General features: G+C 71.3%; 25 protein-coding genes, 2 tRNA genes and 2 pseudogenes. 15 read left to right on the forward strand and 14 right to left on the reverse strand.

Features of this window, described 5'->3' with window-relative positions:
- The 4 genes from C464_RS02165 to C464_RS02180 form a co-directional block, all read left to right on the forward strand.
- On the forward strand, positions 1 to 1,175 hold a 1,175-nt coding region (locus C464_RS02165; protein WP_006111861.1), incomplete at its 5' end, for an ATP-binding protein.
- Positions 1,176 to 1,217: 42 nt separating this feature from the next.
- Positions 1,218 to 1,619 carry a fluoride efflux transporter FluC gene (locus C464_RS02170; RefSeq protein WP_006111862.1) on the forward strand — a complete coding sequence of 134 codons (402 nt, stop codon included), beginning with the start codon at positions 1,218 to 1,220 and terminating at the stop codon, positions 1,617 to 1,619.
- Complete coding sequence (locus C464_RS02175) at positions 1,616 to 1,978, forward strand: fluoride efflux transporter FluC (protein WP_006111863.1); 363 nt, start codon at positions 1,616 to 1,618, stop codon at positions 1,976 to 1,978. Before C464_RS02170 ends, C464_RS02175 begins: the two co-directional genes overlap by 4 nt.
- A 77-nt stretch (positions 1,979 to 2,055) precedes the next feature.
- Positions 2,056 to 2,370 carry a hypothetical protein gene (locus tag C464_RS02180; RefSeq protein WP_006111864.1) on the forward strand — a complete coding sequence of 105 codons (315 nt, stop codon included), beginning with the start codon at positions 2,056 to 2,058 and terminating at the stop codon, positions 2,368 to 2,370.
- A 58-nt stretch (positions 2,371 to 2,428) separates the two neighbouring features.
- Here C464_RS02180 and cca read toward each other — a convergent pair whose 3' ends face one another.
- Positions 2,429 to 3,859, reverse strand: coding sequence for a CCA tRNA nucleotidyltransferase (gene cca, locus C464_RS02185; RefSeq protein ID WP_006111865.1), 1,431 nt, complete (start codon positions 3,857 to 3,859; stop codon positions 2,429 to 2,431).
- 160 nt (positions 3,860 to 4,019) lie between these two features.
- Here cca and C464_RS02190 point away from each other — a divergent pair.
- The 3 genes and pseudogenes from C464_RS02190 to C464_RS02200 all read left to right on the forward strand — a co-directional run bounded on the left by C464_RS02190 (position 4,020) and on the right by C464_RS02200 (position 4,622).
- Positions 4,020 to 4,092: transfer RNA gene (locus C464_RS02190), tRNA-Asn, on the forward strand.
- 153 nt (positions 4,093 to 4,245) lie between these two features.
- Positions 4,246 to 4,494, forward strand: a pseudogene (locus C464_RS02195) (group I intron-associated PD-(D/E)XK endonuclease); the annotation flags it as partial.
- A gap of 53 nt (positions 4,495 to 4,547) precedes the next feature.
- Positions 4,548 to 4,622: transfer RNA gene (locus tag C464_RS02200), tRNA-Ile, on the forward strand.
- Between the two features lie 37 nt (positions 4,623 to 4,659).
- Here the strand turns inward: C464_RS02200 and C464_RS02205 are convergent.
- The 3 genes from C464_RS02205 to C464_RS02215 form a co-directional block, all read right to left on the reverse strand.
- Positions 4,660 to 5,118, reverse strand: coding sequence for an OsmC family protein (locus tag C464_RS02205; RefSeq protein WP_006111867.1), 459 nt, complete (start codon positions 5,116 to 5,118; stop codon positions 4,660 to 4,662).
- Positions 5,119 to 5,379: 261 nt separating this feature from the next.
- Positions 5,380 to 6,243, reverse strand: a complete 864-nt coding sequence (locus tag C464_RS02210) for a TIGR01548 family HAD-type hydrolase (protein ID WP_006111868.1) — start codon at positions 6,241 to 6,243, stop codon at positions 5,380 to 5,382.
- Between the two features lie 94 nt (positions 6,244 to 6,337).
- Positions 6,338 to 6,841, reverse strand: coding sequence for a UPF0146 family protein (locus C464_RS02215; protein ID WP_006111869.1), 504 nt, complete (start codon positions 6,839 to 6,841; stop codon positions 6,338 to 6,340).
- 39 nt (positions 6,842 to 6,880) lie between these two features.
- On the opposite strand from C464_RS02215, the gene C464_RS02220 reads away from it, so the two are divergent.
- The 3 genes from C464_RS02220 to ygfZ all read left to right on the forward strand — a co-directional run bounded on the left by C464_RS02220 (position 6,881) and on the right by ygfZ (position 8,970).
- Positions 6,881 to 7,402: an archaemetzincin family Zn-dependent metalloprotease gene (locus C464_RS02220; protein WP_006111870.1), complete on the forward strand. Its 522-nt coding sequence runs from the start codon at positions 6,881 to 6,883 to the stop codon at positions 7,400 to 7,402.
- Positions 7,403 to 7,465: 63 nt separating this feature from the next.
- Positions 7,466 to 7,765, forward strand: coding sequence for a DUF6432 family protein (locus C464_RS02225; RefSeq protein WP_006111871.1), 300 nt, complete (start codon positions 7,466 to 7,468; stop codon positions 7,763 to 7,765).
- A 47-nt stretch (positions 7,766 to 7,812) separates the two neighbouring features.
- Positions 7,813 to 8,970: a CAF17-like 4Fe-4S cluster assembly/insertion protein YgfZ gene (gene ygfZ, locus C464_RS02230; protein WP_006111872.1), complete on the forward strand. Its 1,158-nt coding sequence runs from the start codon at positions 7,813 to 7,815 to the stop codon at positions 8,968 to 8,970.
- A 66-nt stretch (positions 8,971 to 9,036) separates the two neighbouring features.
- On the opposite strand, the gene C464_RS02235 is transcribed toward ygfZ, so the two are convergent.
- The 7 genes and pseudogenes from C464_RS02235 to C464_RS02260 all read right to left on the reverse strand — a co-directional run bounded on the left by C464_RS02235 (position 9,037) and on the right by C464_RS02260 (position 15,685).
- Positions 9,037 to 10,212 carry an inorganic phosphate transporter gene (locus C464_RS02235; RefSeq protein ID WP_006111873.1) on the reverse strand — a complete coding sequence of 392 codons (1,176 nt, stop codon included), beginning with the start codon at positions 10,210 to 10,212 and terminating at the stop codon, positions 9,037 to 9,039.
- Positions 10,212 to 10,343: pseudogene (locus C464_RS19820) on the reverse strand (DUF7859 family protein); the annotation flags it as partial. The pseudogene C464_RS19820 and the gene C464_RS02235, both read right to left, overlap by 1 nt.
- A 415-nt stretch (positions 10,344 to 10,758) precedes the next feature.
- Positions 10,759 to 11,292, reverse strand: coding sequence for a metallophosphoesterase (locus tag C464_RS02240; RefSeq protein ID WP_006111874.1), 534 nt, complete (start codon positions 11,290 to 11,292; stop codon positions 10,759 to 10,761).
- A gap of 155 nt (positions 11,293 to 11,447) precedes the next feature.
- Positions 11,448 to 12,431 carry a replication factor C small subunit gene (locus tag C464_RS02245; protein WP_006111875.1) on the reverse strand — a complete coding sequence of 328 codons (984 nt, stop codon included), beginning with the start codon at positions 12,429 to 12,431 and terminating at the stop codon, positions 11,448 to 11,450.
- Positions 12,432 to 12,512: 81 nt separating this feature from the next.
- Positions 12,513 to 13,457, reverse strand: a complete 945-nt coding sequence (locus C464_RS02250) for an electron transfer flavoprotein subunit alpha/FixB family protein (RefSeq protein WP_006111876.1) — start codon at positions 13,455 to 13,457, stop codon at positions 12,513 to 12,515.
- On the reverse strand, positions 13,457 to 14,245 hold the full coding sequence (locus C464_RS02255; RefSeq protein ID WP_006111877.1) for an electron transfer flavoprotein subunit beta/FixA family protein: 789 nt from the start codon (positions 14,243 to 14,245) through the stop codon (positions 13,457 to 13,459). Before C464_RS02255 ends, C464_RS02250 begins: the two co-directional genes overlap by 1 nt.
- 147 nt (positions 14,246 to 14,392) lie before the next feature.
- Entirely contained in the window at positions 14,393 to 15,685 is a 1,293-nt protein-coding gene (locus tag C464_RS02260) for a helix-turn-helix transcriptional regulator (RefSeq protein ID WP_006111878.1), read from the reverse strand.
- Positions 15,686 to 15,870: 185 nt separating this feature from the next.
- Here C464_RS02260 and C464_RS02265 point away from each other — a divergent pair, with 185 nt between their 5' ends.
- Together C464_RS02265 and C464_RS02270 are read left to right on the forward strand one after the other, a co-directional pair.
- Complete coding sequence (locus C464_RS02265; protein WP_006111879.1) at positions 15,871 to 17,163, forward strand: DUF7094 domain-containing protein; 1,293 nt, start codon at positions 15,871 to 15,873, stop codon at positions 17,161 to 17,163.
- Positions 17,164 to 17,319: 156 nt separating this feature from the next.
- The gene (locus C464_RS02270; RefSeq protein WP_006111880.1) at positions 17,320 to 17,766 is read left to right on the forward strand and encodes a type IV pilin; all 447 of its coding nucleotides are present in this window, start codon (positions 17,320 to 17,322) and stop codon (positions 17,764 to 17,766) included.
- A gap of 23 nt (positions 17,767 to 17,789) precedes the next feature.
- Here the strand turns inward: C464_RS02270 and C464_RS02275 are convergent, their stop codons facing one another.
- Positions 17,790 to 18,479, reverse strand: a complete 690-nt coding sequence (locus tag C464_RS02275) for a methyltransferase domain-containing protein (protein ID WP_006111881.1) — start codon at positions 18,477 to 18,479, stop codon at positions 17,790 to 17,792.
- A gap of 112 nt (positions 18,480 to 18,591) precedes the next feature.
- Between C464_RS02275 and C464_RS02280 the strand changes: the two genes are divergently transcribed.
- Complete coding sequence (locus tag C464_RS02280; RefSeq protein WP_006111882.1) at positions 18,592 to 19,392, forward strand: DUF6663 family protein; 801 nt, start codon at positions 18,592 to 18,594, stop codon at positions 19,390 to 19,392.
- A gap of 30 nt (positions 19,393 to 19,422) precedes the next feature.
- On the opposite strand, the gene C464_RS02285 is transcribed toward C464_RS02280, so the two are convergent.
- Positions 19,423 to 20,397: a C-terminal binding protein gene (locus C464_RS02285; RefSeq protein ID WP_006111883.1), complete on the reverse strand. Its 975-nt coding sequence runs from the start codon at positions 20,395 to 20,397 to the stop codon at positions 19,423 to 19,425.
- 141 nt (positions 20,398 to 20,538) lie between these two features.
- Between C464_RS02285 and C464_RS02290 the strand changes: the two genes are divergently transcribed.
- Entirely contained in the window at positions 20,539 to 20,844 is a 306-nt protein-coding gene (locus C464_RS02290; RefSeq protein WP_006111884.1) for a DUF7536 family protein, read from the forward strand.
- Positions 20,845 to 20,941: 97 nt separating this feature from the next.
- Here the strand turns inward: C464_RS02290 and C464_RS02295 are convergent, their stop codons facing one another.
- Positions 20,942 to 21,223 (reverse strand): MarR family transcriptional regulator, encoded by a 282-nt coding sequence (locus C464_RS02295; protein ID WP_006111885.1) that lies wholly within the window; start codon positions 21,221 to 21,223, stop codon positions 20,942 to 20,944.
- 283 nt (positions 21,224 to 21,506) lie between these two features.
- Between C464_RS02295 and C464_RS02300 the strand changes: the two genes are divergently transcribed.
- Entirely contained in the window at positions 21,507 to 21,815 is a 309-nt protein-coding gene (locus C464_RS02300; RefSeq protein WP_006111886.1) for an EMC6-like membrane protein, read from the forward strand.
- The last annotated feature ends 1 nt before the right edge of the window (position 21,816 follow it).

Raw genomic sequence — 21,816 nt, forward strand, 5'->3', positions numbered from 1 at the left:
GGACCGCCCACGACGACGGGACCGACCGCGATGACGGAACCGACCGCGACGCCGACCGCCCGCCTCACACCGCTCGGATCGGCTCCTTCCTCGCCCGTGACGGGAGCGCCGGCGCGGCGGTCGGCGTCGACCTCGACCGCCCGCACGCGGGCGTCGTCTTCGGGAAGCGGGGCACCGGGAAGTCGTACACCCTCGGCGTCCTCGCGGAGGAGCTCGCCGCCGCCGACGGCGTCGCTCCGGTCGTCGTCGATCCGATGGGTGTCTTCGGCGGTCTCGAAGCCGCCGGCGGCCGCGTCGTCGACCCCGCGGTCCGTCCCGCCTCGATACCCCCGTCCGCGTGGCCGCAGTTGCTCGGGCTCGACCCGGCGAGCGGCCCCGGAAGCCTCGTCTGGCGCGTCGTCGCCGACGCGGTCGACGGCGGGTCCGGAGACGCGGCGGACTGCGACTCCGCGGGCGGGACGAGCTCCTCGCCGTCGATCGCGGCGCTCCGCGAGACTGTCGCCGCGGCCGACGCGCCGAGGGAAACCCGGCGCGCCGCCGCGAACCACCTCCGGCTGGCGACCTCGTGGGGGGTCTTCGACGCCGACGCGCCGCCGGTCGCGTCCCTCGCGGCCGACGGGGCTCCCGCGGTCATCGACCTCGCCGGAGTCCCCGACGCCGCCGCCGCGGCCGTTGTCCGCGCGGTCGCCCGCGGACTCTACGACGCCCGGATCGCCGGCGGCGGCGAGGCGCGCTCCGCCTCCGGCAGTCGGGCAACGTCCGACGGTCTCTCACGGCTCCCGTGGCTGCTCGTCGACGAGGCGCACGCCTTCTTCGACGGAGTGGCCGAATCCGCGCTCCGGACGCTCCTCACTCGGGGGGGGGGCGCGCCGGGCGTCTCGCTCGTCTGCGCGACGCAGCGGCCGGCCGCGCTGCCGAGCGTCGCCGTCTCGCAGTCCGACCTCCTCGTCTCTCACCGGCTTACGGCCGCGCGCGACGTCGACAGGTTAGCCGAGGCGGAGGCGACGTACCTCGCCGGCGACCTCGCCGCGCGACTCCCCGACGGCGTCGGCGAGGCGCTCGTCGTCGACGACGCCACGGAGACCGCTCACACGGTCCGGATCCGCGAACGACGAACGCCTCACGAGGGCGAGAGCCCGCGAGCGAGTCGGCTCTCGGATGCCGAATCGCAGTGACGGGTTCAGAACGCACAAGCCGCGCCGGAAATACGCTGGCGTATGGAACGAACGCCCTACGGATTTCTCCTCGTCGCGGCCGGGGGCTTCCTCGGTGCGGTCGCCAGACACGCCGTCGACGTGGGGGTCGATGGCGCACTCGCCGCTGCGTCCGGTAGCCGGCTCGCCCTTCTCGGCGGCGTCCCGGCCGGCGTCGGGACGCTGACCGCGAACGTCGCCGGCTCGTTCGCCCTCGGGGTCCTGCTGACTTGCGCGTCGAGCGACCGGCTCCGACTGCTCGTCGGGACGGGCGCGCTCTCCTCGTTCACGACGTACAGCACGTTCGTCGCCGACGCGGTCGCGCTCGGGACGGTCGCCGGCGCGGGGTACGTCGCCGTCAGCTACGTGACCGGATTCGCCGCGGCCGCGCTGGGGCTCGCGATCGGGGGGTCGTACCGGCGATGAGCGCCTCGCCGCTCCTCGCGACGGCGCTCGTCGGCGGCGGCGGCGCGCTCGGTGCCGCCGCCCGCCACGCCGTCGGGCTCCGCGTCGAGGGACGTCGGTCGGTCCTCACCCTCAACACCCTCGGGAGCCTCGCCCTCGGGGCCGTCTCCGCCGCACCGATCGGGTCGACGGCGACGCTGCTGTTCGGCGTCGGCTTCTGTGGCGCGTTCACGACGTTCTCGTCGTTCGCGGTCGGGACCGTCCGGGCGGCGAGCGAGACCGGTCCCCGCGCCGCCGCAACGCTTGCGGCTTCGAACCTCACGGCCGCGCTGGCGGCGTTTCTCTTCGGTTCGCACCTCGTCGCTGCGGTCTCCGTCTGACCGGGGTTCACGGCCGTTGACCGGCCTCTCACCGGGCAAGCGACAGGTACAGGATCCCCCGGCCCCTACGCGGGTGCGTGACCGACACCGACCGCTCCGTCGACGGCGAGTCGACCGCTCCGGCCGACTCCGGGGGTCCCGCGGACGACGCGGTCCCAGAGGACGTCCCCGACTTCGGCGACCTCTCGATCCTCCAGCGCGGGTTCGTCGCCGCCGCGCAGAACCCCTCGCGCGGACTGCTCGTCGTCGGCCTGTTCGCGTTCGCGATCGCCTTCTACGCCGCGTTCTGGCTGTCTTTCCCCCGCGCAGCCGGACTCCTCTCGGCGGTCGCGCTGGTCGTCGTCGCCGTCGCCGCGGTGGTATACTGGCTTCTCGACCGGCTCTCTCGCTGACTGTGTCCCCGTTGCGGTCGTCTCTCCCCGTCTCCGTGAGGAGCCCCTCTCGGCGGCCTCACGGTCGCGGCTCGTAGAACTCCCGGAGCGGCCGACCGAACGCGGGCGCGAGCGTCGCGACCGCCTCGCCGACCAGCACGTCGCGGTCGTCGAACGCCGGCTCCACCCGCGCGCCGAGCGCCACGTCGCCCGCGGCGTCGCTCTCTAGGTACTCCCGAACGGTGGCGAACTCGCGCTCGCGCTCGACGACGTACCGATCCCCGTCGATGAACGGCCCGTAGGTGTCCGGGTCGACGTCGTCGACGTACGATTCGTAGAAGCTCGCGGCGTGTTTCCGCACCGCGACCGGCGGCCCCTCGTGACGCGCGACCGCCGGCCGCTCCGTCACCTCCAGTTCCGCGTACAGGGCGGCCCGCGTCGACTCGCCGGCGTCGCCGCGCTCGGTTCCGTTGTCGACGTCGCTCGCCCCCCCGGCGTCCTTCGCTCCCGCCGCGTCGGTCATGGCGCGCGCTCGGAGCACGTCGAACCCGTGCCCGTTGAGCCCGCCGACGATCCCGTCCAGCGATCGGCGGAGCTGCGGCCACAGCTGGTCGTCGACCACGTCGGGAGCGTCGAAGACGACCGCGACCGGCGTCGTCCCCCGCCGGTCGAGGTGCGCGCGGACCTCCTTGGGACCGAGCGGCTCCGGCTCGCCCGGCTCGAAGCGATCCTCGCTCGGAGCTGCGAGCAGCTCGCGCGCGTAGTGCTGGAAGCGCGCGAGATTCGTCGCCGACAGGACCGCCGCGACGTTCCGCGTCGGGTCCGTGGGGTCGACGACGACGAGCGGGTCGTCGAACGTGCGCTCGGCGTGCCCCTCGGGGTCGAACTCCATCGGGGGATGCCAGCTCCGCGCCGACTCGACGAGCGGGACGAACCCGCCGAGTTCCAACACGAGCAGCTCCGTGAGATACCCCGAAAAGCCCTCGGTGCGGAGGTCGCTGCCGTACGCGCCGATCCCCTTGAGGAACGCCTTGGCGAGTACCACGTCCGCCGCGAGGTCGTCGCCGAGCCGCGCGGAGAGGTACGCGTCGTGGAACGGGGTGCGGTCGACCGCGGAGACCAGATCACCCGCCGTCTCCACGTCGTGACAGGGGACGAGGTCGACGTCGAACCCCTCGTAGTTCCCCTTCACGTACGGGTGTTCGGCGTACTCCTCGTGGCCGTCGGGGAGGACCGCGTGCCCGACCGCAAGGCCGTGCTCTTCCAGTTCGGCGCGGCCGAGATCCGCGTCGAACCGGACGAACAGATCGATGTCGCGGTCGCCCGCGACCCACGTGCCCCGCGCCGTCGACCCGACCTGGACCACGTCGGCGTCGACGGGGAGGTCGGCGATCGCCTCGCGGGTCCGCTCGGTCAGCGTCGCGGCCGCCGCCCGAAGCCGCTCCCGTTCCTCCGGCTCCGGGAGGACGCGCTCGCGGACCCGCGACAGCACCGCCTCCAGATCGTCCATACCGAACGGTCTCGCGGTTCGGCCGAAAACGTGTCGGTCGGATCGGCGGCGCGACGAGGCGACGGATCGTCGTCGCCGTCCCGCGTTTCGACCCGCCCCCTTCCGCGCCGTCGGGCGGAAACGAAAGCCCTATCAAAAAGACGCGAGTACCCGAGACTGAGCCGAAGTAGCTCAGTTGGTAGAGCGCCTCGCTGTTAACGAGGCGGTCCCAGGTTCGAGTCCTGGCTTCGGCGTCCTTCCGAACTGCTCCGCTCGAAATTACATTTTTTGTTCGATACCGACACAGGGACCGTGTGTCCCTCCTCGAACGGTGCGACCTCGTGGTCAAACTGGGCTGAGAGTTCTACGGAATCTAGGTCGAGACCGCGTACGACAGCAAACGCGACGTCGCGGTGGAATTTCGGACCCGACGCGCACGGACAAAAAGCGACGGATACGAGCGAACGGGCTACGAGAGGAAGGTCGATTATCTCGCGGACCCGGACATCAGAACCGAAGAGATCTACTTGATTACGGTCGACGAAACGGGCCCGACGACGACCACGATCAGGTACGAACCGGCCGCGAACAACGACCGAGCGAACGCCAACCGGCACGCGGGGTACCGCCTTGAGACGATCCTTGACGAGCTCTAGTCGGGGTAATGCGGTAACGTAAAGAACGTCGCTCGTATACTCGGGATCGACGCGGGCCTTTAGCTTAGTCTGGTTAAAGCGACTCGCTCATAACGAGTTGATCGCCGGTTCGAATCCGGCAAGGCCCATTCCAGATCCTCCCGGTTCCGTGTGGTATCTGGCCTTCTACTCCTGCTGGAGCGTCACGTCGGTCGCCGTCTCGTTCGCGAGGTTGTCGCTCACCGGACACCGCTCCTCGACCGCGGCGGTGAACTCGGCGAGCGTGTCGTCGTCGACCTCGTCCGCGAAGTCGACGTCGACGGTCGCCTCGACGCCCTGGTAGCCGGCGCGCGGTTCCTCGTCGCGGCCGAGGTGTTTGCGGGGATCGAACCCGCCGGCGACCGCGACCTCGACGCTCTCGACGTCGAAGTCGAAGTCCGGCGCGGTCGCGCGGACCGTCGCGTCGAGACAGCCGCTCCAGGCGGCGAGCAGGTACTCGATCGGCATCGCGCCCGCGTCGTCGCCGCCCATCGCCTCGGGGTCGTCCATCACCAGCTCGTGGTCCCGGGCGCGGGCGACGAACGCCGACTCGCCGTCGCTCTCTCCGGTGACCTCCATCCGCTGCGTCGCGTTGGCGTCACTCATCACCCGTCGTAGCGGCCGGACGGGTGTAAACTGTCACCGTCGCCCGGGTTCGTGCCGGTGCCCGTGACACCGGACACTAGAGAGAAAGCGTCCGTAGACGCTGAAAACCGCGGACGTGGCGTCTCTGACGACCGGAGCCGCGGCGACGCGTCTCGGATAGCGGCGATTTCCGCGATCGCCGGTGGGGCCGTCGCGAAGCGACCGAGAGCGGTCGGCACGGGAGGGACGAACGAGGGCCGAGCCGCCGTGACACGTCGCCGCCTACTCCAGCAGCCCGACCAGCTCGTTCACGTCCTCGACGACCGCGTCCGCGCCGACGTCGGCGAACTTCTCGCGCCCCGACTCACCGGTGAGCCCGCCGGTGAGGACGCCGACACCGTAGTAGACGCGCGTCTCGTCGTCCTCGTCGGCGTTGCGCGCGGTCAGCACGTCGTCGAGGGTGTCGCCCGCGAACGCGACCCGCTCGGCGTCGACCCGCTCGGCGAGTTCGACGAGCGCTCGCGGGTGCGGCTTCCCCTCCTCCCAGTCGTCCATCGTGAACCGCCGGTCCTCGGGGACGTCGAGGCCGACGCGCTCTAACGCGATGTCGGCCTCGGCCGCGGGCCGCCCGGTGAGGACGCCGACGTCGAACCGCGCGGTGAGGTCGGCGATCGTCTCGGGGTCGACGAGCGTCGGCTCGTCGTGGATGTACCCGTCCGCCTCGAACGGCGGCTCGCCGCCCTCCAGCTCGCGGTACAGCTCCGCGCCGAGGTACAGCGCCTGAAACGTCTCGCGGAGCGCGTCCCGGTCCCACTGGTCGCGGACGCGGGCCTGCGCGACCCGCGGGAGGTCGCCGACGACCTCCTTGGCGGCGTCGAGCCCGCCCCCCATCTCGGCGACGCGGTCGGTGAACTCGTCGACGTCCATCCGGAGCCCCTCGCGGCGGGCCAACACGAACAGCGCCGCCGCGTCCGTCAGCTCCCAGTCGTTGTTGAATCCGCCGGCGTCCTTGAACGCCTGTACCGCGTCCCGGTCGATCGGCTTACCGCAGACCCGGTCGACCGACTCGAGGATCGCCCGACGGTAGGAGTCCGCCACGTCGACCAACACCCCGTCGATGTCGAGGACCACTGCGTCGATCTGCATACCGCTACCCCGCCCGGCGGCGGAATGAACGTTCGGGTTCGCGGTCGCCGTCGGCGGTCCGAGCGACGCGGCGACGGCGACCGCTAGGGGGCCGTCAGCGCGCCACGTACACGACGGTTCCCGACGCCGCCGCGCGGCGGGACACGCCGACGACCGGCTCCTCGAACCCGAGCGTGGTGAACAGGCAGGCGGCGTCGAGGCGCTCGGCGAGGGCGACGGTCGCCGACTGGAGCTCGGCGGGGAGGTTCCGGGCGTACACGGCGTCGACGCCACCGGCCGCGTTCGGGGTCTCCCCGCCGACCTCGTCGCTCGCGCCGATCCCGAGCGCCCTCCGCACCTCCCGTCCGTCGTCGACCGTCGCGAGCGCCGTCACGTCCGCGGCGACCACGCGGAGCGTTCCGCCGCTCGGCGTCCGCGTCTCCGTCGCCGCGTCCCGCGCCGCCTCGCTCACCGCGACATCGAACGCGACGACCTCGCGGCCCCGGTCGGCGAGCGACCGAGCGACAGACGGTCGCCGTCCGACGCCGACCTCGATCAGGCGCTCGTACGGGTCGAGCGCGTCGACGAGCGCCCGCTCCGATGGCGGTGGTGGTCCCACGGCGCGGCCTTTATGACCGCGGCGGTCAAAAGCGGTTTCATGCTCGTGGACATCGTCCCGGTCGGGGAGGTCACCCCCCGAGTGAAACGGGAGGCCTCCGGTGCGCTGCGTTCCGTGTACGACTGTGACGTGACGGTCCACGACGACCAAGCGATCCCCGACACCGCGTTCGACGCCGACCGCGACCAGTACCGCGCCGAGGACCTCATCGAGACGGTCACGCGGGTCGGCGGCGGCGAGAAGAACATCGGCATCACGCCCGAGGACCTCTACTACCGCCGCCGGAACTACGTGTTCGGCCTCGCGTACCTCAACGGGAGCGGCTCCGTCATCTCCACGCACCGGCTCCGCACGTCCTCCGACGGCGGCGTCTCCACCAAGCCCGCGGTCGACGTCTTCGGCGACCGCGTCCGCAAGGAGGTCGTCCACGAGATCGGCCACACCCTCGGCTTGGAGCACTGCGACAACAGCAAGTGCGTGATGTCCTTTTCTCCGACCGTCCGCGAGGTCGACGTGAAAGAGGAGAACCTCTGTGGCACCTGTTCTCGGCTCGTCCGGTGAGCCGACTCTCGACCTCCCGCTCTCGCCGGTAGACGTAAAGTCCGCCCCGTACAAGAGACGGGTATGGCCGCAAAGCCGGAATATCGCGACCGGCCGGACGTCGAGGTCGCGCTGCTCGACGCGCTCGTCGACCGCGGCGACGAGGGGATGACGGTCCTCGAACTTCGCGCGGCCGTCGACGCGGACATCGACGCCGTCGAGGAGGCGCTCTCGGCGCTGAAGGAGGACTCGCTGATCACCGTCGAGACCGAGGAGCGCGTCCGCGTGTACGCCCACGAACGGGTGATCCCGGACCCGGACGCCCCGGAGGACGAGCCCGCGGAGGGCCTCGTCGACGCGATCCGCGACCGTCTCGGACTGTAGCCGCCGGAGACGGCGGCCTTTTGGCCCTCGATCGCCTCCGTGCGACCATGACGCTCGTCTCCGGCACCCACGACGCGCACGGCGCCGTGTACCGCGACCGCGGCGGCCGCGAGGTGGTCGACCACTACGGGAAGCCCGTCCGCGTCGGCAAGGCGGTCCGCAACGTCGCCGGCGTGATCGAGATGGGGTACGGCGTCCTCGCCGTCAGGGGGACCGACCGCGTCGAGTTCGTGGACAACGCCGTCTCGAACCGCGTCCCCACTGAAGACGGCGAGGGGACGTACGCCCTCCTCTTGGACCCGCAGGGCGGGATCGAGACGGACATGTACGTGTACAACGCCGACGAGCGACTGCTCGTCTTCCTCCCGCCGGAGCGGACCGAGGCGGTCGCCGACGACTGGGCGGGCAAAGTGTTCATCCAGGACGTCGAAATCGACGACGTCTCCGACGAGTTCGGCGTGTTCGGCGTCCACGGCCCCAAGTCGACCGAGAAGGTCGCCTCCGTCCTCGGCGGCCCCGGCGCGCCCGAGGGGCCGCTCTCGTTCGTCCGCGGGTCGATGGTCGACGCCGGCGTCACCGTGATCGCGACTGACTCTCCCCTCGGCGAGGAGGGATACGAGATCGTCTGCGCCGCCGCCGACGCGGGCGACGTGTTCGACACCCTGATCAACCGCGGGCTCAACGCCGCGCCGTTCGGCTACCGGACGTGGGACGCGCTCGCGACCGAGGCCGGAACGCCCCTCTTCGAGTACGAACTGGCGGGGACGGTCCCGAACGTGCTCGGCCTGCGGAACGCGCTCGACTTCGAAAAGGGGTGTTACGTCGGCCAGGAGGTCGTCTCGCGCGTAGAGAACCAAGGGCAGCCGAGCCGCCGGCTCGTCGGCCTCGAACTCGACGGCGTCGCCGAGGCGGTCGCCGACGTCGATCCGGACGCGGACCCGCAGGGGATCGACGACGCCCTCCCCGCCTCCGGCGCGGCCGTCTTCGACGGCGACGAGGCGATCGGCGAGGTGACTCGGGCCGCGGTCGGCCCCGCGACGGACGTGCCGGTCGCGCTGGCGCTCGTCGCGTTCGACGCCGACCTCGGCGGGGTCACCGTCCGCGTCGACGGCGGGGAGCGTCCGGCCACCGCCGTCGACCTCCCGTTCGTCGACGGCAGCGCCCGGTCCGCTCGGCTGCCAACGTATCCGGAACTGCGCGCCTGACGCGGCCAGCGGGACCCGCGGGGGCGACCGAATTCGCCCTCCGCACGACGAAGCGGGCGGCCGCTTTCACACGACGAAGTCGACGACCGAGTAGAGGCCGAACCCGAGCGTGAACGCGCCCGCGAGCGACCCGATCCACGCGAGGACCGTGTATCCCATCTTCCGACGGCTCACGCCCGCGTCGCCCGCCGCGTAGCCCGCGCCCACGATCGCCGAGACGATGATCTCGTTGAACGAGACGGGGATCCCGAAGGCGACGGCGGTCTGCGCGATCGCGAACGAGGGGATGAGCGCCGAGATCGACCGCCGCGGGCCCATCGAGGCGTAGTCCTGCGAGATGGCCTTGATCATGCGCGGCGCGCCGGTCCACGAGCCGGCCAACAGTCCGACGCCGCCGCCGACGAGCAGCGCCCACAGCGGGACGCCCACGTCGCTGAATATCGGGACGAGCGGACCGATCGCGAGGCCGACCTGCGACCCCCCCGCCGAGAAGGCGACGAGCCCGCCCATCGCGAGGAGGAACCGCCGCTGGGCCCCCGCGCGATCGCGGCCGAGGTCGGCGTACACGGCGACCGCGACGAGCGCGGCGATCGCGAGGGTCACCGCGGGCGGCCCCGCCCCTCCGATCCCGAGCCCCGACCCGAGGACGCTCGCGACCGACGCCTGCTCGCCGGCGGGACCGAGCAGCGCGAACCCGACGTTCGCGAGGATCGCTCCCACCACGCCCGCGAGAGCGGCAGTGAGCGGCCGCTCCGAGAGCGACTCGCCGATGAGCAGCCGGGCGACGCCGTAGGCGACGCCGCCGCCGACGAACGGCGTGAGCACCCACAGCGTCATGATCTCGGCGTACTTCGGCCACGCCGGGTCGCCGCCCATCGCGAGGCCGACGCCGACGACCGCGCCGGTCACGGTGAACGCCGTCGCGATCGGGTACCCCGCGAAGACGCCCATCGCGACCAGCGCCGCGGCCGTGACGAGCGCGACGATGGCCGCCGCGGCGGTGAGCGTCACGCCGCCGATCAGCTCGGTCCCGACCGCCTCCGTCACGTTCGCGCCTTGGAGTATCGCGCCGAGCAACCCGAGGACCCCGACGACCAGACCGGCGCGCATCACGGAGATAGCGTTCGCCCCGACGGCGGGCGCGAACGGGGTCGACCCGGAGGAGCCGGCACCGATCGACCACGCCATGAAGAGGCTGGCGGCGGCGGCGACGAGCAGCGTCGCGGCGGTGACGAACACCATCAGTTCCGCCCGTCGTTGTACCCCTCGTTCAACCCCCTCACCGTGCGTCGGACGAGGAGGAACCCGAAGAAGAACAGCCCGAGAAGACCCAGTAAAAGCAGGACGAACAGCGGTTGGACCGGAAGCATACGCCTGAAACCGTCGGCACGCGGTTATAAGTTTCGAGCGGGTGGTCCCGCGTCCGACTGGGACTCCCGCTTCCGTGCGATCGGATCGGTGGCTAAAGCGCGTCTTTGTGCCTCAGCCACGTATATGTCGGTCTCCGCACTACGTGTAATCGCGACCCCCGCTTCGGCCCTCACCCGCTCGACACAGCCGGCCGACGCGCCGGCCGGTCGGACCCGTACCGCTCCCTCCCTGCCCGGTACCCCTCCCCGGCCGACCAGCGCGACCGACCGCCGGCGTCCGCGCCCGCGCCGCCCGGGCACTCCACCGTGACACGACCGTCGGTCGGCCCGGCCGCTCGCGGGGTGTCGCGATCGGTCCCCGCCGACGCGACGGCGACGTCGCTCGGTCCTCGCGTCTTCGATTCGGTCCGTTGTACCGTTACTCGGCGTTCCCGCCCCCGATTCGGAACGTCTCGAACTCCTCTCCGTCCGGCGTCACCAGTCGCCCGTCCAGACCGTCTCCGGCCTCGCCTTCGACCGGAGTCAGTTCCGCGTGTGCCGGGCGATTCCCGCGCGGTTGGGCATGGCTCCCGGGGTTCAGTATCGGGAGCCCGCCGGAGTCGTCGAACCGGGGCCGGTGGCTGTGACCGCAGATCACGGCGTCCGCGTCGCGACCCCGCCCGAGCATGACGAGCCCGGTGTCGCCGCTGCGGTGCCGGTGCGTGACCGCGAACCGGACGCCGGCGTACTCGACGGTCCGCACCTCGGGGACCCGGTCGCGGATCGCCGCGTCGTCGTTGTTGCCGTAGACCGCCCGGAGGCCGGCGGCGGCCGACTGAAAGGCGTCTAACACCGGTTCGCGGTAGAAGTCGCCGGCGTGGATCACCAACTCCGCCTCGCGGACCGCGGAGGCGGTCCGCCCCTGTAGCCGCGATTCCTCGCGTGCGTGCGTGTCGGAGACGACGACGAGCATAGCGACAGTCCGCGCCGGCGTGATTTAAAAAGCGTGCCCCGCGGTGGCGCGCGCCTGCGAGGCCGCTTCGCGGCCGGGGCTTCGGAGGCGTCCGCCGTCGCCGGGCGGTCGGCATCTCATACACGAGCGGCCGGAGACTCGAACCCGGCCTCTCGCTACTCGTCCAGCGAGAGCGCCGCGAGCAGCGACTCCAGCTGGACCTGCTCGTTCGCGCCCTCGGCGATCCGGTAGTCGGCCTCGCCGATGCGCTCCATGAGCCGCACCGCCTCGCGCTCGCTCAGGTCGAACTCCCAGACGGAGCGGTGGAGCTGGTCGATCACGTCGCCGCCGGCCATCCCCGTCTCCGTGAGCAGCGTGTCGAGCGTCGACCGCGCCCGGGCGAAGTCCCCGCTCAGCGCGTCGGTCACCATCGACTCGATCTCCTCCGGACGCGCGGTCGCCGTGATGGCGTACACCGCCTTCTCGTCGACGACGTCGCCGGTCGTCGCGGCCGCCTGAAGCGAGTTGATCGCGCGGCGCATGTCGCCGTCGGCCGCGTACACTAAGGCGTCGACGCCGGCGTCGGTCACCTCGATCTCCTCCGCGGCCGCGATCTCGCGGACCATCCCGCTCACCGCCTCGTCCGAGAGCGGCGAGAAGCGGAAGACGGCACACCGCGACTGGATCGGGTCGATGATCTTCGACGAGTAGTTACACGAGAGGATGAAGCGCGTGTTGTCGGAGAACTGCTCCATCGTCCGGCGGAGCGCCGACTGCGCGTCGTCGGTGAGCGAGTCCGCCTCGTCGAGGAACACGATCCGGAAGTCGCCGCCGAACGACGAGCGCGCGAACCCCTTGATCCGGTCCCGAACCACGTCGATGCCGCGCTGGTCGGAGGCGTTCAGTTCGAGGAAGTTGCCGCGCCAGTTGTCCTCGCCGTAGATCTCGCGGGCGATTGCGGTGGCGGCGGTCGTCTTGCCGATACCCGCCGGCCCGGAAAACAGCAGGTGCGGCACGTCGTCCTGTGCGATGTAGCTCTGGAGGCGCTCGACGATCTCCTCTTGTCCGTGGACGTCGTCGAGCGTCTGCGGCCGGTACTTCTCGATCCAGATCTCCCGCCCGGTCGCGGTCGCAGCCGCCTGCTCGTCGGCCTCGCTCATTGTCCGATCTGACGGTCGGTGGGGTGATAAACGAACCGAGAACGGGACGCGCGCCGCGGCGGCGCTCCGGCCGCGCCGCGGTTACGCGAACTCGTCGATGAGCTCGGGCACCACGTCGAAGAGGTCGCCGACGATCCCGTAGTCGGCGATGTCGAAGATGGGGGCGTTCGGGTCGGTGTTGATCGCGACGATCGTGTCTGACCCCTTCATCCCGGCGACGTGCTGGACCGCGCCGGAGATGCCGACCGCGATGTACACGTCCGGCGTGACGACCTTCCCGCTCTGCCCGACCTGTCGGTTCTTCGGCAGCCAGCCGTTGTCGACGATCGGCCGGGAGGCGGACAGCGTCGCGCCGAGCGCGTCCGCGAGGTCCTCGATGAGCTCGATGTTCTCCTCCTCCTCGATGCCGCGGCCGACCGAGACGAGCACCTCCGCGTCCGCGATGTCGACGTCGCCGCCGCCGACCTCCTCGAAGCCGGTGACGCGAGCCCCCGACTCGGGGATGTCGACGTCCGCCGCCTCGATCGTCGCGTCGCCGACGCCCTCCGCGGGCGGCCACTCGCCGCCGCGGACCGTGAGGACGAACCGGTCGCCGGCGACGTCGACGGTCGTCTCGACCTTCGAGCCGTACATCTCGCGGGTGACGGTGAGCCCGTCGTCGTACGCCATCCCGACGGCGTCGGTCACGATCGGGACGCCGAGGGCCTCCGCGAGGGCGGGCGCGTAGTCGAGCCCGTTGACCGAGTTCGGCAGCACCACCGAGCCGGCGTCGATCCGGTCGGCGAGCTGCGAGAGCGCCGCTTGGTAGGCGTTGTGGTCGAACTCCTCGCCGTCGGCGACGGTGTGGATCGCGTCGACGCCGTCGCGGTTCAGGTCCTCCGCGAACCCGTCGACGTCGCCGCCGATCACGGCGACGTGGAGGTCGACGCCGCGCGCGTCTGCGAGCTCCCGCCCGGCCGAGATCGCTTCGTACGAGACGTCGCGGAGCGCTCCGCGACGGTGTTCCGCCGCGACGAGCACGCTCATCACGCGCTCACCCCCTTCTCGCGGAGGACCTCAGCGAGGCGATCCGCGGACTCCCCGGCGTCGCCCTCGATCATCTCCGCGTCGGACTCGCTCTCTGGCTCGTACATCGAGGTGACCGTCAGCGCGCTCTCGACGTCGTCGGCGGTCAGGCCGAGGTCGGAGAGGTCCTTCGCGGCGATCTCCTTGCGCTGCGCCTGCCGGATCCCGCGGAGGCTCGCGTATCGCGGCTCGTTGAGTCCGGTCTGGACGGTCAACACCGCCGGGAGGTCGACCTCGGTCAGCTCCTCGACGCCGCCCTCCAGCTCGCGGTGGACGTGCGCCACGCCCGCGTCGGCGTCCACGTCGAGGTCGTTGACGACCGCGGCGTGCTCGAAGCCGATCCGCTCCGCGAGCGCGACGCCGGTCGCGCCGAACCCGGTGTCCGCGGCCTGGACGCCGCCGAGGACGAGGTCCGGCTCCTCCTCCGCGACGACCGCCTCGAACAGAGCGACCTTCGAGGCGACGTCCGGGAACCCGCCGTCGAGCGCCTCGTCCCAGACGCGGACCGCGCGGTCCGCGCCCTTCGCGAGCGCCATCCGAATCGTCTCTTCGGTGCGCTCCCGCCCGACGGTGACGGTCACCACCTCGTCGGCGATCCCGGCCTCGGCCAGTTGGACGGCGGCCTCGACGGCGTAGTCGTCCCACTCGTTGAGGTCGTACTCGAGGTCGGACGCTGCGATGTCGGTCCCCTCGATCGCGAAGTCGTCGTCCGCCTCCGCGACCTCCTTGACGGTCACCAGAACCTTCATGATCGTTACTCGGTCGCTCGCCCTGTAATGGTTTTCGGAACGGCCGAGGACATACCGGCGGTTTCCGCTCCGTCCCGTCGGTCAACCGACCGCTTCCTCGGCCGGATCGGCGCCCTCCCGCGGGCCGCCGCCGCGAACGCAGGCCGGTCAGCGACCGACGCCGCGACCGCCGGTGTCGGCCTCGTCGTCGCCGCCCTCGGCCTCGTCGTCGGGCAGCGAGATGAGGTTCTCGCGGCCCAGCCGGAGCTTCTCGACGCGCCCCTCGTCGGCCATCGCCGAGAGCAGCTGCGACACCTTCGCGTCGGACCAGCCCGTCTCGGCGACGATGTCGGCCTGTCGCATTCGGCCGCCGTTCTCCCCGAGGAGCCGCTCGACGCGCTCCTCGTCCGAGAGCAGCGAGAGATCCGGTTCGTCGGCTCCGTCGTCGGATTCGCCGGCCGCGTCGGGGTCCTCTCTCCTGCCCGCGGCGGGGTCGCCCGCGGTACGCTGCCCGGTCCCGCTCGGCGCGCCTCCCTCGCCGTTCGCGAGCGGCTCTCCGGCCGCGCCCTCATCGGCGCTGACCCGACGGTATCCGACGACGCTGCCGGCCACGAGGACCGCGGCGAGCACGATCGCGGCCACGAACATCCCCCACGGGGGTGAGCCCACGCCGGCGGGGCTGTACACTATCGCCACGGGCTCGCCGCCGTCGAACGTCTGCGGCCCCTGGATGATCACGTCGCCGTCGGAGAGCTGGGTCACCGCGGTGCTCGGCGTGCCGGTGACCGTGTACCCCTCCGGCGTCCGCACCTCGAGCGTCTGGTCCGCTTCGAGACTGCCGAGCCACGTCGCGTTGTCCGGCGTCGTCAGGGCGTCGCCGAGGACGAGGTTCTCGCCGTCCTGCGCGAGGAAGGCGGTCCACGTGAACGTCAGCCGGAGTTCGCCGACCGCGGCCGCGTCGTCCGTGGCGACGTCGAACTCGCTCGGGTCCTCGTGGACGACGAACTCGCGCTCGACGCCCTCGATGGCCATCGACCGGTCGACGTTGCGGTTCGCCGCGCGCCGGAACCCCTCGAACAGCTCGGCGTCGGGGCCGACCTCGCCGTCGCGGAAGCGCTCGCCGACGGTCCTGAACGTCGCCGTCTCGTTCTCGTCAGCGAGCGAGTACCGCACCGCGACGGTCCAGTCGGCGCTGCGGTCGGGATTCAACGCGACGCGGATCCGCGTCGCGGACGGCGACGTGACCGCGTCCTCGGTCTGCGGTCTGGCCGCCGTCGAGCGGTCGTCTATCGAGCCGCGAATCCGCTCGTCGGCCGTGCCGACCGAGACGTGGGCCGCGGTGTCGTCCGCGTCGAGGGTGGAGGGGACCGTGGTCGCGGCACCGACCGCGCCGCCGGCGCTCGTGACCAGCGCGAGCGTGACGAACGCTATCAAGAGCGCGCGAAGGGCGGGGTTCCGCATACGTCTCGGCTCACTCGCGCGCCGGCCAAAACGCTTTCCATACGATATTTTTTGACACGAAACCGGTAGAATCCCCGATCTGACTCCCGGGCGGGGCCGGGGCGCCCGCGGGGTCGACCTCGTCCGGCTCCGCCGTCCGACCGCAGTGGGTGGATTTTTTATATCGGGGGTCGAACCTCGTGACGATGAGAGCCCTCCAGATCGCCGTGGTCGCGCTCCTGCTGCTCGTGGCCCCGGTCGCCGGCGTCACCGCCCCCGGTGCCGTCTCGCAGCCCGTCGGTCCGGCGTCGGCCGCCGACTCGACGGCCGCCGCCGACTCCCCGTCCCCCGCCGCCCCCGGACAGACGACGACCCAGATCGACGCGGCGAACCTCACGCTCCGGACGCTGTCGACGCCGATCGGTGCGGAGACGCGAGTCAGCACGTACGGTCGCGGACCGGACCTCGGCTCGGCGCTCGGGTTCGCCACCGCCGACGCGGACGCCGCCTTCGAGACCGCGGCCGTCGTCGACCGGATCGAGCGCGCCGAGCCCGGGGTCGAGCGCCAACAGCAGATCCTCGCGGAGATCAACCGCGTCGAGCGCGCGGAGGTCGCGCTGTCCGGCCGCCAGACGGACGCCTTCAGCGCGCACGCGTCCGGCGAGATCACCGACCGCGAGCTCGTCGACGAACTCGTCCGCATCGCCGCGACCGCCCGCGAGTACGACGACCGGCTCGACGAGATCGACGCCCTCGCCGAGTCGACCGACGGCTTCAGCTCGCCCGGCCGGCTCGACGAGCTTCAGGTGGCGCTTCAGGTGTACGAGGGACCGGTCCGCGGCCACGCGCTCGCGACCGCTCGCGGGCAGTCCACCGCGAAGGACATCTACGTCGCGTCGAGTCAGGGGGCCGTCGCGCTCGCGACCGTCGTCGACGGCGAGTACGTCCGCGAGGTGTTTCGGACCGACCTGTGGGACCGCGGCGGCGGCGACATCTCGAACGACGCGGCGATCGAGATAATCGAGGCGTCGTACCCCGAGACCGCGGCGCTCCGCGAGCCGGACGCGTTCGGCGCGGGCTCGGTCCAGCGGATCACGATCCCGCACGAGATCGGCACCCTCCGCACCTTCGTCAGCGGCGGGACGGAGCGGGTGTTCGTCGAACACCAGCGCATCGACCTCGCCGCGTTTCCCGACAGCGAGCCGGTCACGGCGACGGGCGACGGGTTCAACGTCACCGTCGACCGGACGTACCCCGGCGGCCCGGTGACCGTGACCGTCCTCGACGACGAGACGGGCGAGCCGGTCTCCGACGTGACCGTCACGAAGTCCGTCGGCGGCGGCGACAGTCAGACGATCGGGACGACCGACGAGGACGGCGTCGTCCGGACGCTCTCCCCGGCCGAGACGTACCGCATCACGGTTGTCGACGAGCCTCGAGTCCTCGTGCTCGACGGCATCGAACCCCTCGCGACGCCGCGACCGATCGGAGACGTGTGAGCGTCCGAGCTGCTCGGTTCTGATTCCCGCGTTTCCGCGCCCGGCCGTCTACCCCCACTTCCCGGCTCGGCTCGTGTCGCCGGCGCGGCCGACCCTTTTACCCGAAGCCGCCGCAGGGCCGCCGTGTCACCAGCAGTCCGTTCCGCCGATCGAGGCATGGCACCGGTCGCGGGCGTGTTACTCCTCGCGATCACGGTCGTGCTGGCCGGCGGCGTCGCGGCCGCCGCGCTCGGCCCGTCGACCGCGACCGTGCCGCCCTCGGCGGTGTTGTCGCTGTCGGCGACCGACGACCGGATCGCGATCCGCCACCGCGGCGGCGACCCGATCGACGTCGCGGCCGTGACGGTGTGCGTCAGCGTCGACGGCGAGCCGCTCGACGAGCAGCCGTCGGTCCCGTTCTTCTCCGCGGCCGGCTTCCGGCCGGGACCGACCGGTCCGTTCAACGCCGCCAGCGACGACACGTGGCGGGTGGGGGAGACGGCGAGCTTTCGCGTCGCGGACACGAACGACCCGACGCTCGAACCGGGCCGAACGGTCACCGTCAGGATCACGGCCGACGGGCAGCCGGTCGCGACGCTGGAGACGTCCGTCGAAGCGGGGTGAGGAGGGACCGCGGAGCCGCCGGCCTACTCGGCGTCGGGGACCGAGGGCCCCGCGTCGGCGACGCTCGACTGGGATCCGTCGTCCGTCTCCTCGCCGCCGGGAACGCGAGCGACGGTCGTGATCGCCCGCGGGCTCTGCGGCGTCGCCTGCTGGATGTGGTGTTCGAACTCCTCGTAGCCGGCCGACTCGAACATCCGGTCCGCCTCGTCCGCGTCGTAGAACAGCATGATTGCGTCGGCCACCCGCTGGAGGATCGGGTTGTGCGGGTAGTCGGGCCCGACAACGAGGACCTGTCCGCCGGGCTTCGCGACGCGCCGGAGCTCGCGCAGCCCCTCGACGGGATTGGGCCAGTACTCGATGGAGCCGGACGACCACACCACGTCGAACGCGTCGTCGCGGAACGGGAGCCGCTCGGCGTCGCCGCGGTAGAAGTTCACTCGATCGTGTTTCCCGAACTTCTCGAACGCTTTCTCCATCTGGTGGACGCTCTGGTCGAGCCCGTGGACGTCGTCGGCGTGTTCGAGCAGCCCCTCGGTGCCGAACCCGGTGCCGCAGCCGACGTCGAGCACCGTCGGGTCGTCGCCGAACTCCAGCCACGAGAGCGCCTCCGCGCGCATCTCGTCGTTCCAGTTGAAGGAGTTGATCTGGTCGTACACCTTCGAGAGGTACTTGTAGAAGAGCCGGGCGTTCGACTTGTCCTCGAGGATCCCCATTTACCGGTTCCTTGGGCCGGCGGCCCCATAACGACACGGATCCGCGACCGGTTCGGCCGCGCCGGTGCGCCGCTTTCGACCGCCTTTTCAGCCCGCCGCCCCACCGAGGGGTATGGACCCGACGACGAGCGGCCGGTTCCGCGTCCACGACCGGCGCCAGCGGCCGGACATCGACGACGACGCGGCTCGGAGCGGCGACGACGCCGAGGAGTTCGTCCTCGTCGAGCTCGCCGACGAGCCCGTCGATCCGATGGCCTCCGACGCCGCGGACCGATACGACCCGCTCTACGCCACCGCGGAGGGGTACGAGGGCGACCTCGCGGACGCGGTCGACGCGCTCCGGCCCGGCTTCGTCGTCGACGCGACGCTCGCGTGGACCGACGGTTCCGCGCGGTTCCGCGATGTTGAGGTCGTCCGCGAGACTCGGTTCCGCTTCGCCGACGAGGTGGAGGGCATGTTCGAGGCGGCCGTCGAGACGTGGCGGCAGATCCGCGCGGAGGGGGAGCCCGTCGGCTCGATCACGACCCGGTCGAACGACGGGGACCCCAACGGCGCGCTGTACCTCTTCGCCGACGCCCCCGGCAGCGACACCTTCGACGAGGTCCGCACCGGGCGGCTCCCGGTCGAGCCGCTCGTCGCGCGGGTGAACGACTCGCGGGGCGACGACGACCCGCGGGAGGTGTTCGTGTTGCGCCCGGCGGCCCACGAGTTCGTCGCCGTCTACGTCGTCTTCGACCGCGACGGCGTCCTCGCGCAGACGGTCCGGGACACATACGACCTCGGGGCCGGACTGGCGGCGGGGCTCGACGCGAGCTACCCCGACGGCGAGGACGGCGGCAGTTCTTCGCTCCTCGACGACGCGGACGGCTCGGACGGCTCGGACGACGACTTCGACGCCCTCGACCGTCTGTAGACCGCCACCCGCGTCGTCGACCGCGCGGGGCTACAGCCAGTCCGCGTCGGGGTCGACGCGGCCCGCCGGCGTCTCGCCGTTCAACACGGCCGCGACGTCGCCCGCGCCGCTCCGGTTCAGGTCGTCTTTCGCCTCCTCGCTGTACCACGCCGCGTGCGGCGTGACGACCGTGTCGTCGCGACCGACGAGCGGGTCGTCTTCCGGCGGCTCCTCGGCCAGCACGTCTAGGCCGGCGGCCTTTATTTCGTCTCCCTCAAGTGCGTCGAGCAGCGCGTCGGCGTCGACGACCGGGCCGCGGCTCACGTTGACGACGACCGAGTCCTCGTCGAGTCGCGCCAGCGCGCCGGCGTCGACGATCCCCCGGGTCGCGTCGGTCAGGGGGGCGTAGACCCCGACGTGGTCCGACCGGTCGAACAGCGCCTCGAAGTCGACCTTCTCGACGCCGTAGTCGGCCATCTCGTCGGCGTCGACGAACGGGTCGTGCGCGACGAGGTCGGCACCGAACCCGGAGAGCTGTTCGGCCGCCCGCTCGGCGATCGGCCCGAACGAGAACAGTCCGATTGTCGACGCGCTGACGCGCCGGATCGGCGTGCCGGCCTCCCAGTCCCACCCGCCGGCGGCGACCGCGTCGTCGTACGGCTTCAGCGACCGCAGACACGCGAGGAGCAGCGAGACGGAGTGCGTCGCCACCTCGTCGGTACAGTACTCCGGGACCCGGGTGACGGTGACGCCGCGCTCCGCGGCCGCCCCGACGTCGATGTTGTCCACGCCCACCGCCGAACGAACGACGACATCGAGGTCCGTGGCGTCGAGCGCGGCCTCGGTGACGGGCGTGTTGATGTCGGTGACGACCGCGTCGGCGTCCGCGGCCGCGTCGATCAGTCGCTCGGTCGACCCCAGCTCCGCGACCTCGATGTCGACCGGCTCGTCGACCGCGTCGGCGAGGACCTCGCGGTACGTCTCCGGGTCTATCATCGGGAACGCCGACAGCACGACTTTGGGCATATACGACGTTTCTCCGCCAGACCACTTTACGGCTGTCACTGACGGCGTCAGGTCCTCATACGTCCGTTTCGATCGTGATCGATCGGCGTTCTGCGGCCGCGTTCCGATGGCTCTTTGCGGTCGCCGGTCGTACGGCGTCCCGTGAGCGACGAGCCCTCGAAACCGCCGATGCTGGTCCTGCTGGAGTCGCTGTCGTTCTACCGCAACGTCCGCGTCGGGGCGGCGGCGGGCGCGCTGCTCGCGGTGACGCTGTACCTCGTCCGGACGCTGGAGCTCCTCGGGCCGGTGATCGACACGCGCGACTACCCGCTGTTCGGGCCGGACGTGTGGTTCCTCCTGCTGGCGTTCGTGCTGGCCGCGACCTCGGCGCTGTCGGTCGCGGTCGCGCTCACGATCGCCGCGGCGGTCCGCGGCGCGCGTGAGGGCGACCCGGAGTCAGCCGAGTGAGCGCCGTGCGCCGCTGGGGCGAATCGGAACGAGACACTACTCGAGTCGGAGCGAGACGCCGCCGGACGAACAGCGCGCGGACGGGCGAAGCGGAACGTCAGTCGGCGGTACAGGAGGCCTCGCTCTCGTCGCCGGTGAACTCCTGTGCCGGCTCCGTGAGCTTGTAGAGGTTCTGTCTAGCGTCCGCGAAGTAGACGTCCTCGTCGACGACGCCGATCCCCTCGAGCCGTTCAAGAGCGTATCGGACGGTGCGGGCCGACAGCATCGACTCTTGGACGATCCCCTTCTGGGTCAACGGTCCGTTGTACTCGAGCACCTTGAAGACGAGTTTGGCGCTCGGTGGGAGGTCGTCGAGGCCCTCCGTTTGGGTTCCTTCCATCGTTACGATTCGAAACCGTACACGCTCATAAATGTTGATGGAGCATCCGGGCCGAACCGCCATTTACCGGCCAGAACAGCCGGTTCTCGCCGCCGGTACAGGCAACAACCTCCGGCTTCTCCCCGCTGGACTGACCAGTCAGTCAGCGATTTCGCTCGCGCGCGCTCCGGCCGCGACGACGCGCGGCGGACGGACCGGGAGAGGATCTCGCGGCGCTCCCGTCTCACCCGTGACCGGCGGCGGGAACGAACGGCTTTTCACGGGCGCTCGCGGATCCGATGGCATGAGCGACGACTCGGGCCTCTCCGACCACGCGCGCGGCGTGGTCGTCACGACCATCTGCTGTCTCGCCGGGATCGCCGCCGGCGTCGTTTCGGCCGTCTACGTCGGCACCGATCCGGCGTCCGCCGCGAGCACCACCGCGGTGTTCGTGCTCGGCGCGTTCGTCATCGCCCAGTACCCGGTGTTCAAAGCCATCGGCGTCGGGGACTTCGGCGTCAAAGACAACCTCTACATCGCGTTTCTCACGTTCACCCTCTGGTTCATCAGTTACACCGTCCTCCTGACGTCCGGCGTCGAGTTGGGGGTCTGAG

Source organism: Halorubrum coriense DSM 10284 (assembly GCF_000337035.1).
GTDB classification, from domain to species: domain Archaea; phylum Halobacteriota; class Halobacteria; order Halobacteriales; family Haloferacaceae; genus Halorubrum; species Halorubrum coriense.

What these genes read in the sequence shown, in the direction of transcription:
- ygfZ (WP_006111872.1), top strand. Translation starts at nt 7,813, where the DNA reads ATGACGCTCGTCTCCGGCACCCACGACGCGCACGGCGCCGTGTACCGC.
- C464_RS02175 (WP_006111863.1), top strand. Translation starts at nt 1,616, where the DNA reads ATGAGCGCCTCGCCGCTCCTCGCGACGGCGCTCGTCGGCGGCGGCGGC.
- C464_RS02170 (WP_006111862.1), top strand. Translation starts at nt 1,218, where the DNA reads ATGGAACGAACGCCCTACGGATTTCTCCTCGTCGCGGCCGGGGGCTTC.
- C464_RS02240 (WP_006111874.1), bottom strand. Translation starts at nt 11,292, where the DNA reads ATGCTCGTCGTCGTCTCCGACACGCACGCACGCGAGGAATCGCGGCTA.
- C464_RS02270 (WP_006111880.1), top strand. Translation starts at nt 17,320, where the DNA reads ATGGCACCGGTCGCGGGCGTGTTACTCCTCGCGATCACGGTCGTGCTG.
- C464_RS02280 (WP_006111882.1), top strand. Translation starts at nt 18,592, where the DNA reads ATGGACCCGACGACGAGCGGCCGGTTCCGCGTCCACGACCGGCGCCAG.
- C464_RS02300 (WP_006111886.1), top strand. Translation starts at nt 21,507, where the DNA reads ATGAGCGACGACTCGGGCCTCTCCGACCACGCGCGCGGCGTGGTCGTC.
- C464_RS02235 (WP_006111873.1), bottom strand. Translation starts at nt 10,212, where the DNA reads ATGGTGTTCGTCACCGCCGCGACGCTGCTCGTCGCCGCCGCCGCCAGC.
- C464_RS02210 (WP_006111868.1), bottom strand. Translation starts at nt 6,243, where the DNA reads ATGCAGATCGACGCAGTGGTCCTCGACATCGACGGGGTGTTGGTCGAC.
- C464_RS02255 (WP_006111877.1), bottom strand. Translation starts at nt 14,245, where the DNA reads ATGAAGGTTCTGGTGACCGTCAAGGAGGTCGCGGAGGCGGACGACGAC.
- C464_RS02260 (WP_006111878.1), bottom strand. Translation starts at nt 15,685, where the DNA reads ATGCGGAACCCCGCCCTTCGCGCGCTCTTGATAGCGTTCGTCACGCTC.
- C464_RS02275 (WP_006111881.1), bottom strand. Translation starts at nt 18,479, where the DNA reads ATGGGGATCCTCGAGGACAAGTCGAACGCCCGGCTCTTCTACAAGTAC.
- C464_RS02295 (WP_006111885.1), bottom strand. Translation starts at nt 21,223, where the DNA reads ATGGAAGGAACCCAAACGGAGGGCCTCGACGACCTCCCACCGAGCGCC.
- cca (WP_006111865.1), bottom strand. Translation starts at nt 3,859, where the DNA reads ATGGACGATCTGGAGGCGGTGCTGTCGCGGGTCCGCGAGCGCGTCCTC.
- C464_RS02245 (WP_006111875.1), bottom strand. Translation starts at nt 12,431, where the DNA reads ATGAGCGAGGCCGACGAGCAGGCGGCTGCGACCGCGACCGGGCGGGAG.
- C464_RS02225 (WP_006111871.1), top strand. Translation starts at nt 7,466, where the DNA reads ATGGCCGCAAAGCCGGAATATCGCGACCGGCCGGACGTCGAGGTCGCG.
- C464_RS02265 (WP_006111879.1), top strand. Translation starts at nt 15,871, where the DNA reads ATGAGAGCCCTCCAGATCGCCGTGGTCGCGCTCCTGCTGCTCGTGGCC.
- C464_RS02250 (WP_006111876.1), bottom strand. Translation starts at nt 13,457, where the DNA reads ATGAGCGTGCTCGTCGCGGCGGAACACCGTCGCGGAGCGCTCCGCGAC.
- C464_RS02285 (WP_006111883.1), bottom strand. Translation starts at nt 20,397, where the DNA reads ATGCCCAAAGTCGTGCTGTCGGCGTTCCCGATGATAGACCCGGAGACG.
- C464_RS02220 (WP_006111870.1), top strand. Translation starts at nt 6,881, where the DNA reads ATGCTCGTGGACATCGTCCCGGTCGGGGAGGTCACCCCCCGAGTGAAA.
- C464_RS02205 (WP_006111867.1), bottom strand. Translation starts at nt 5,118, where the DNA reads ATGAGTGACGCCAACGCGACGCAGCGGATGGAGGTCACCGGAGAGAGC.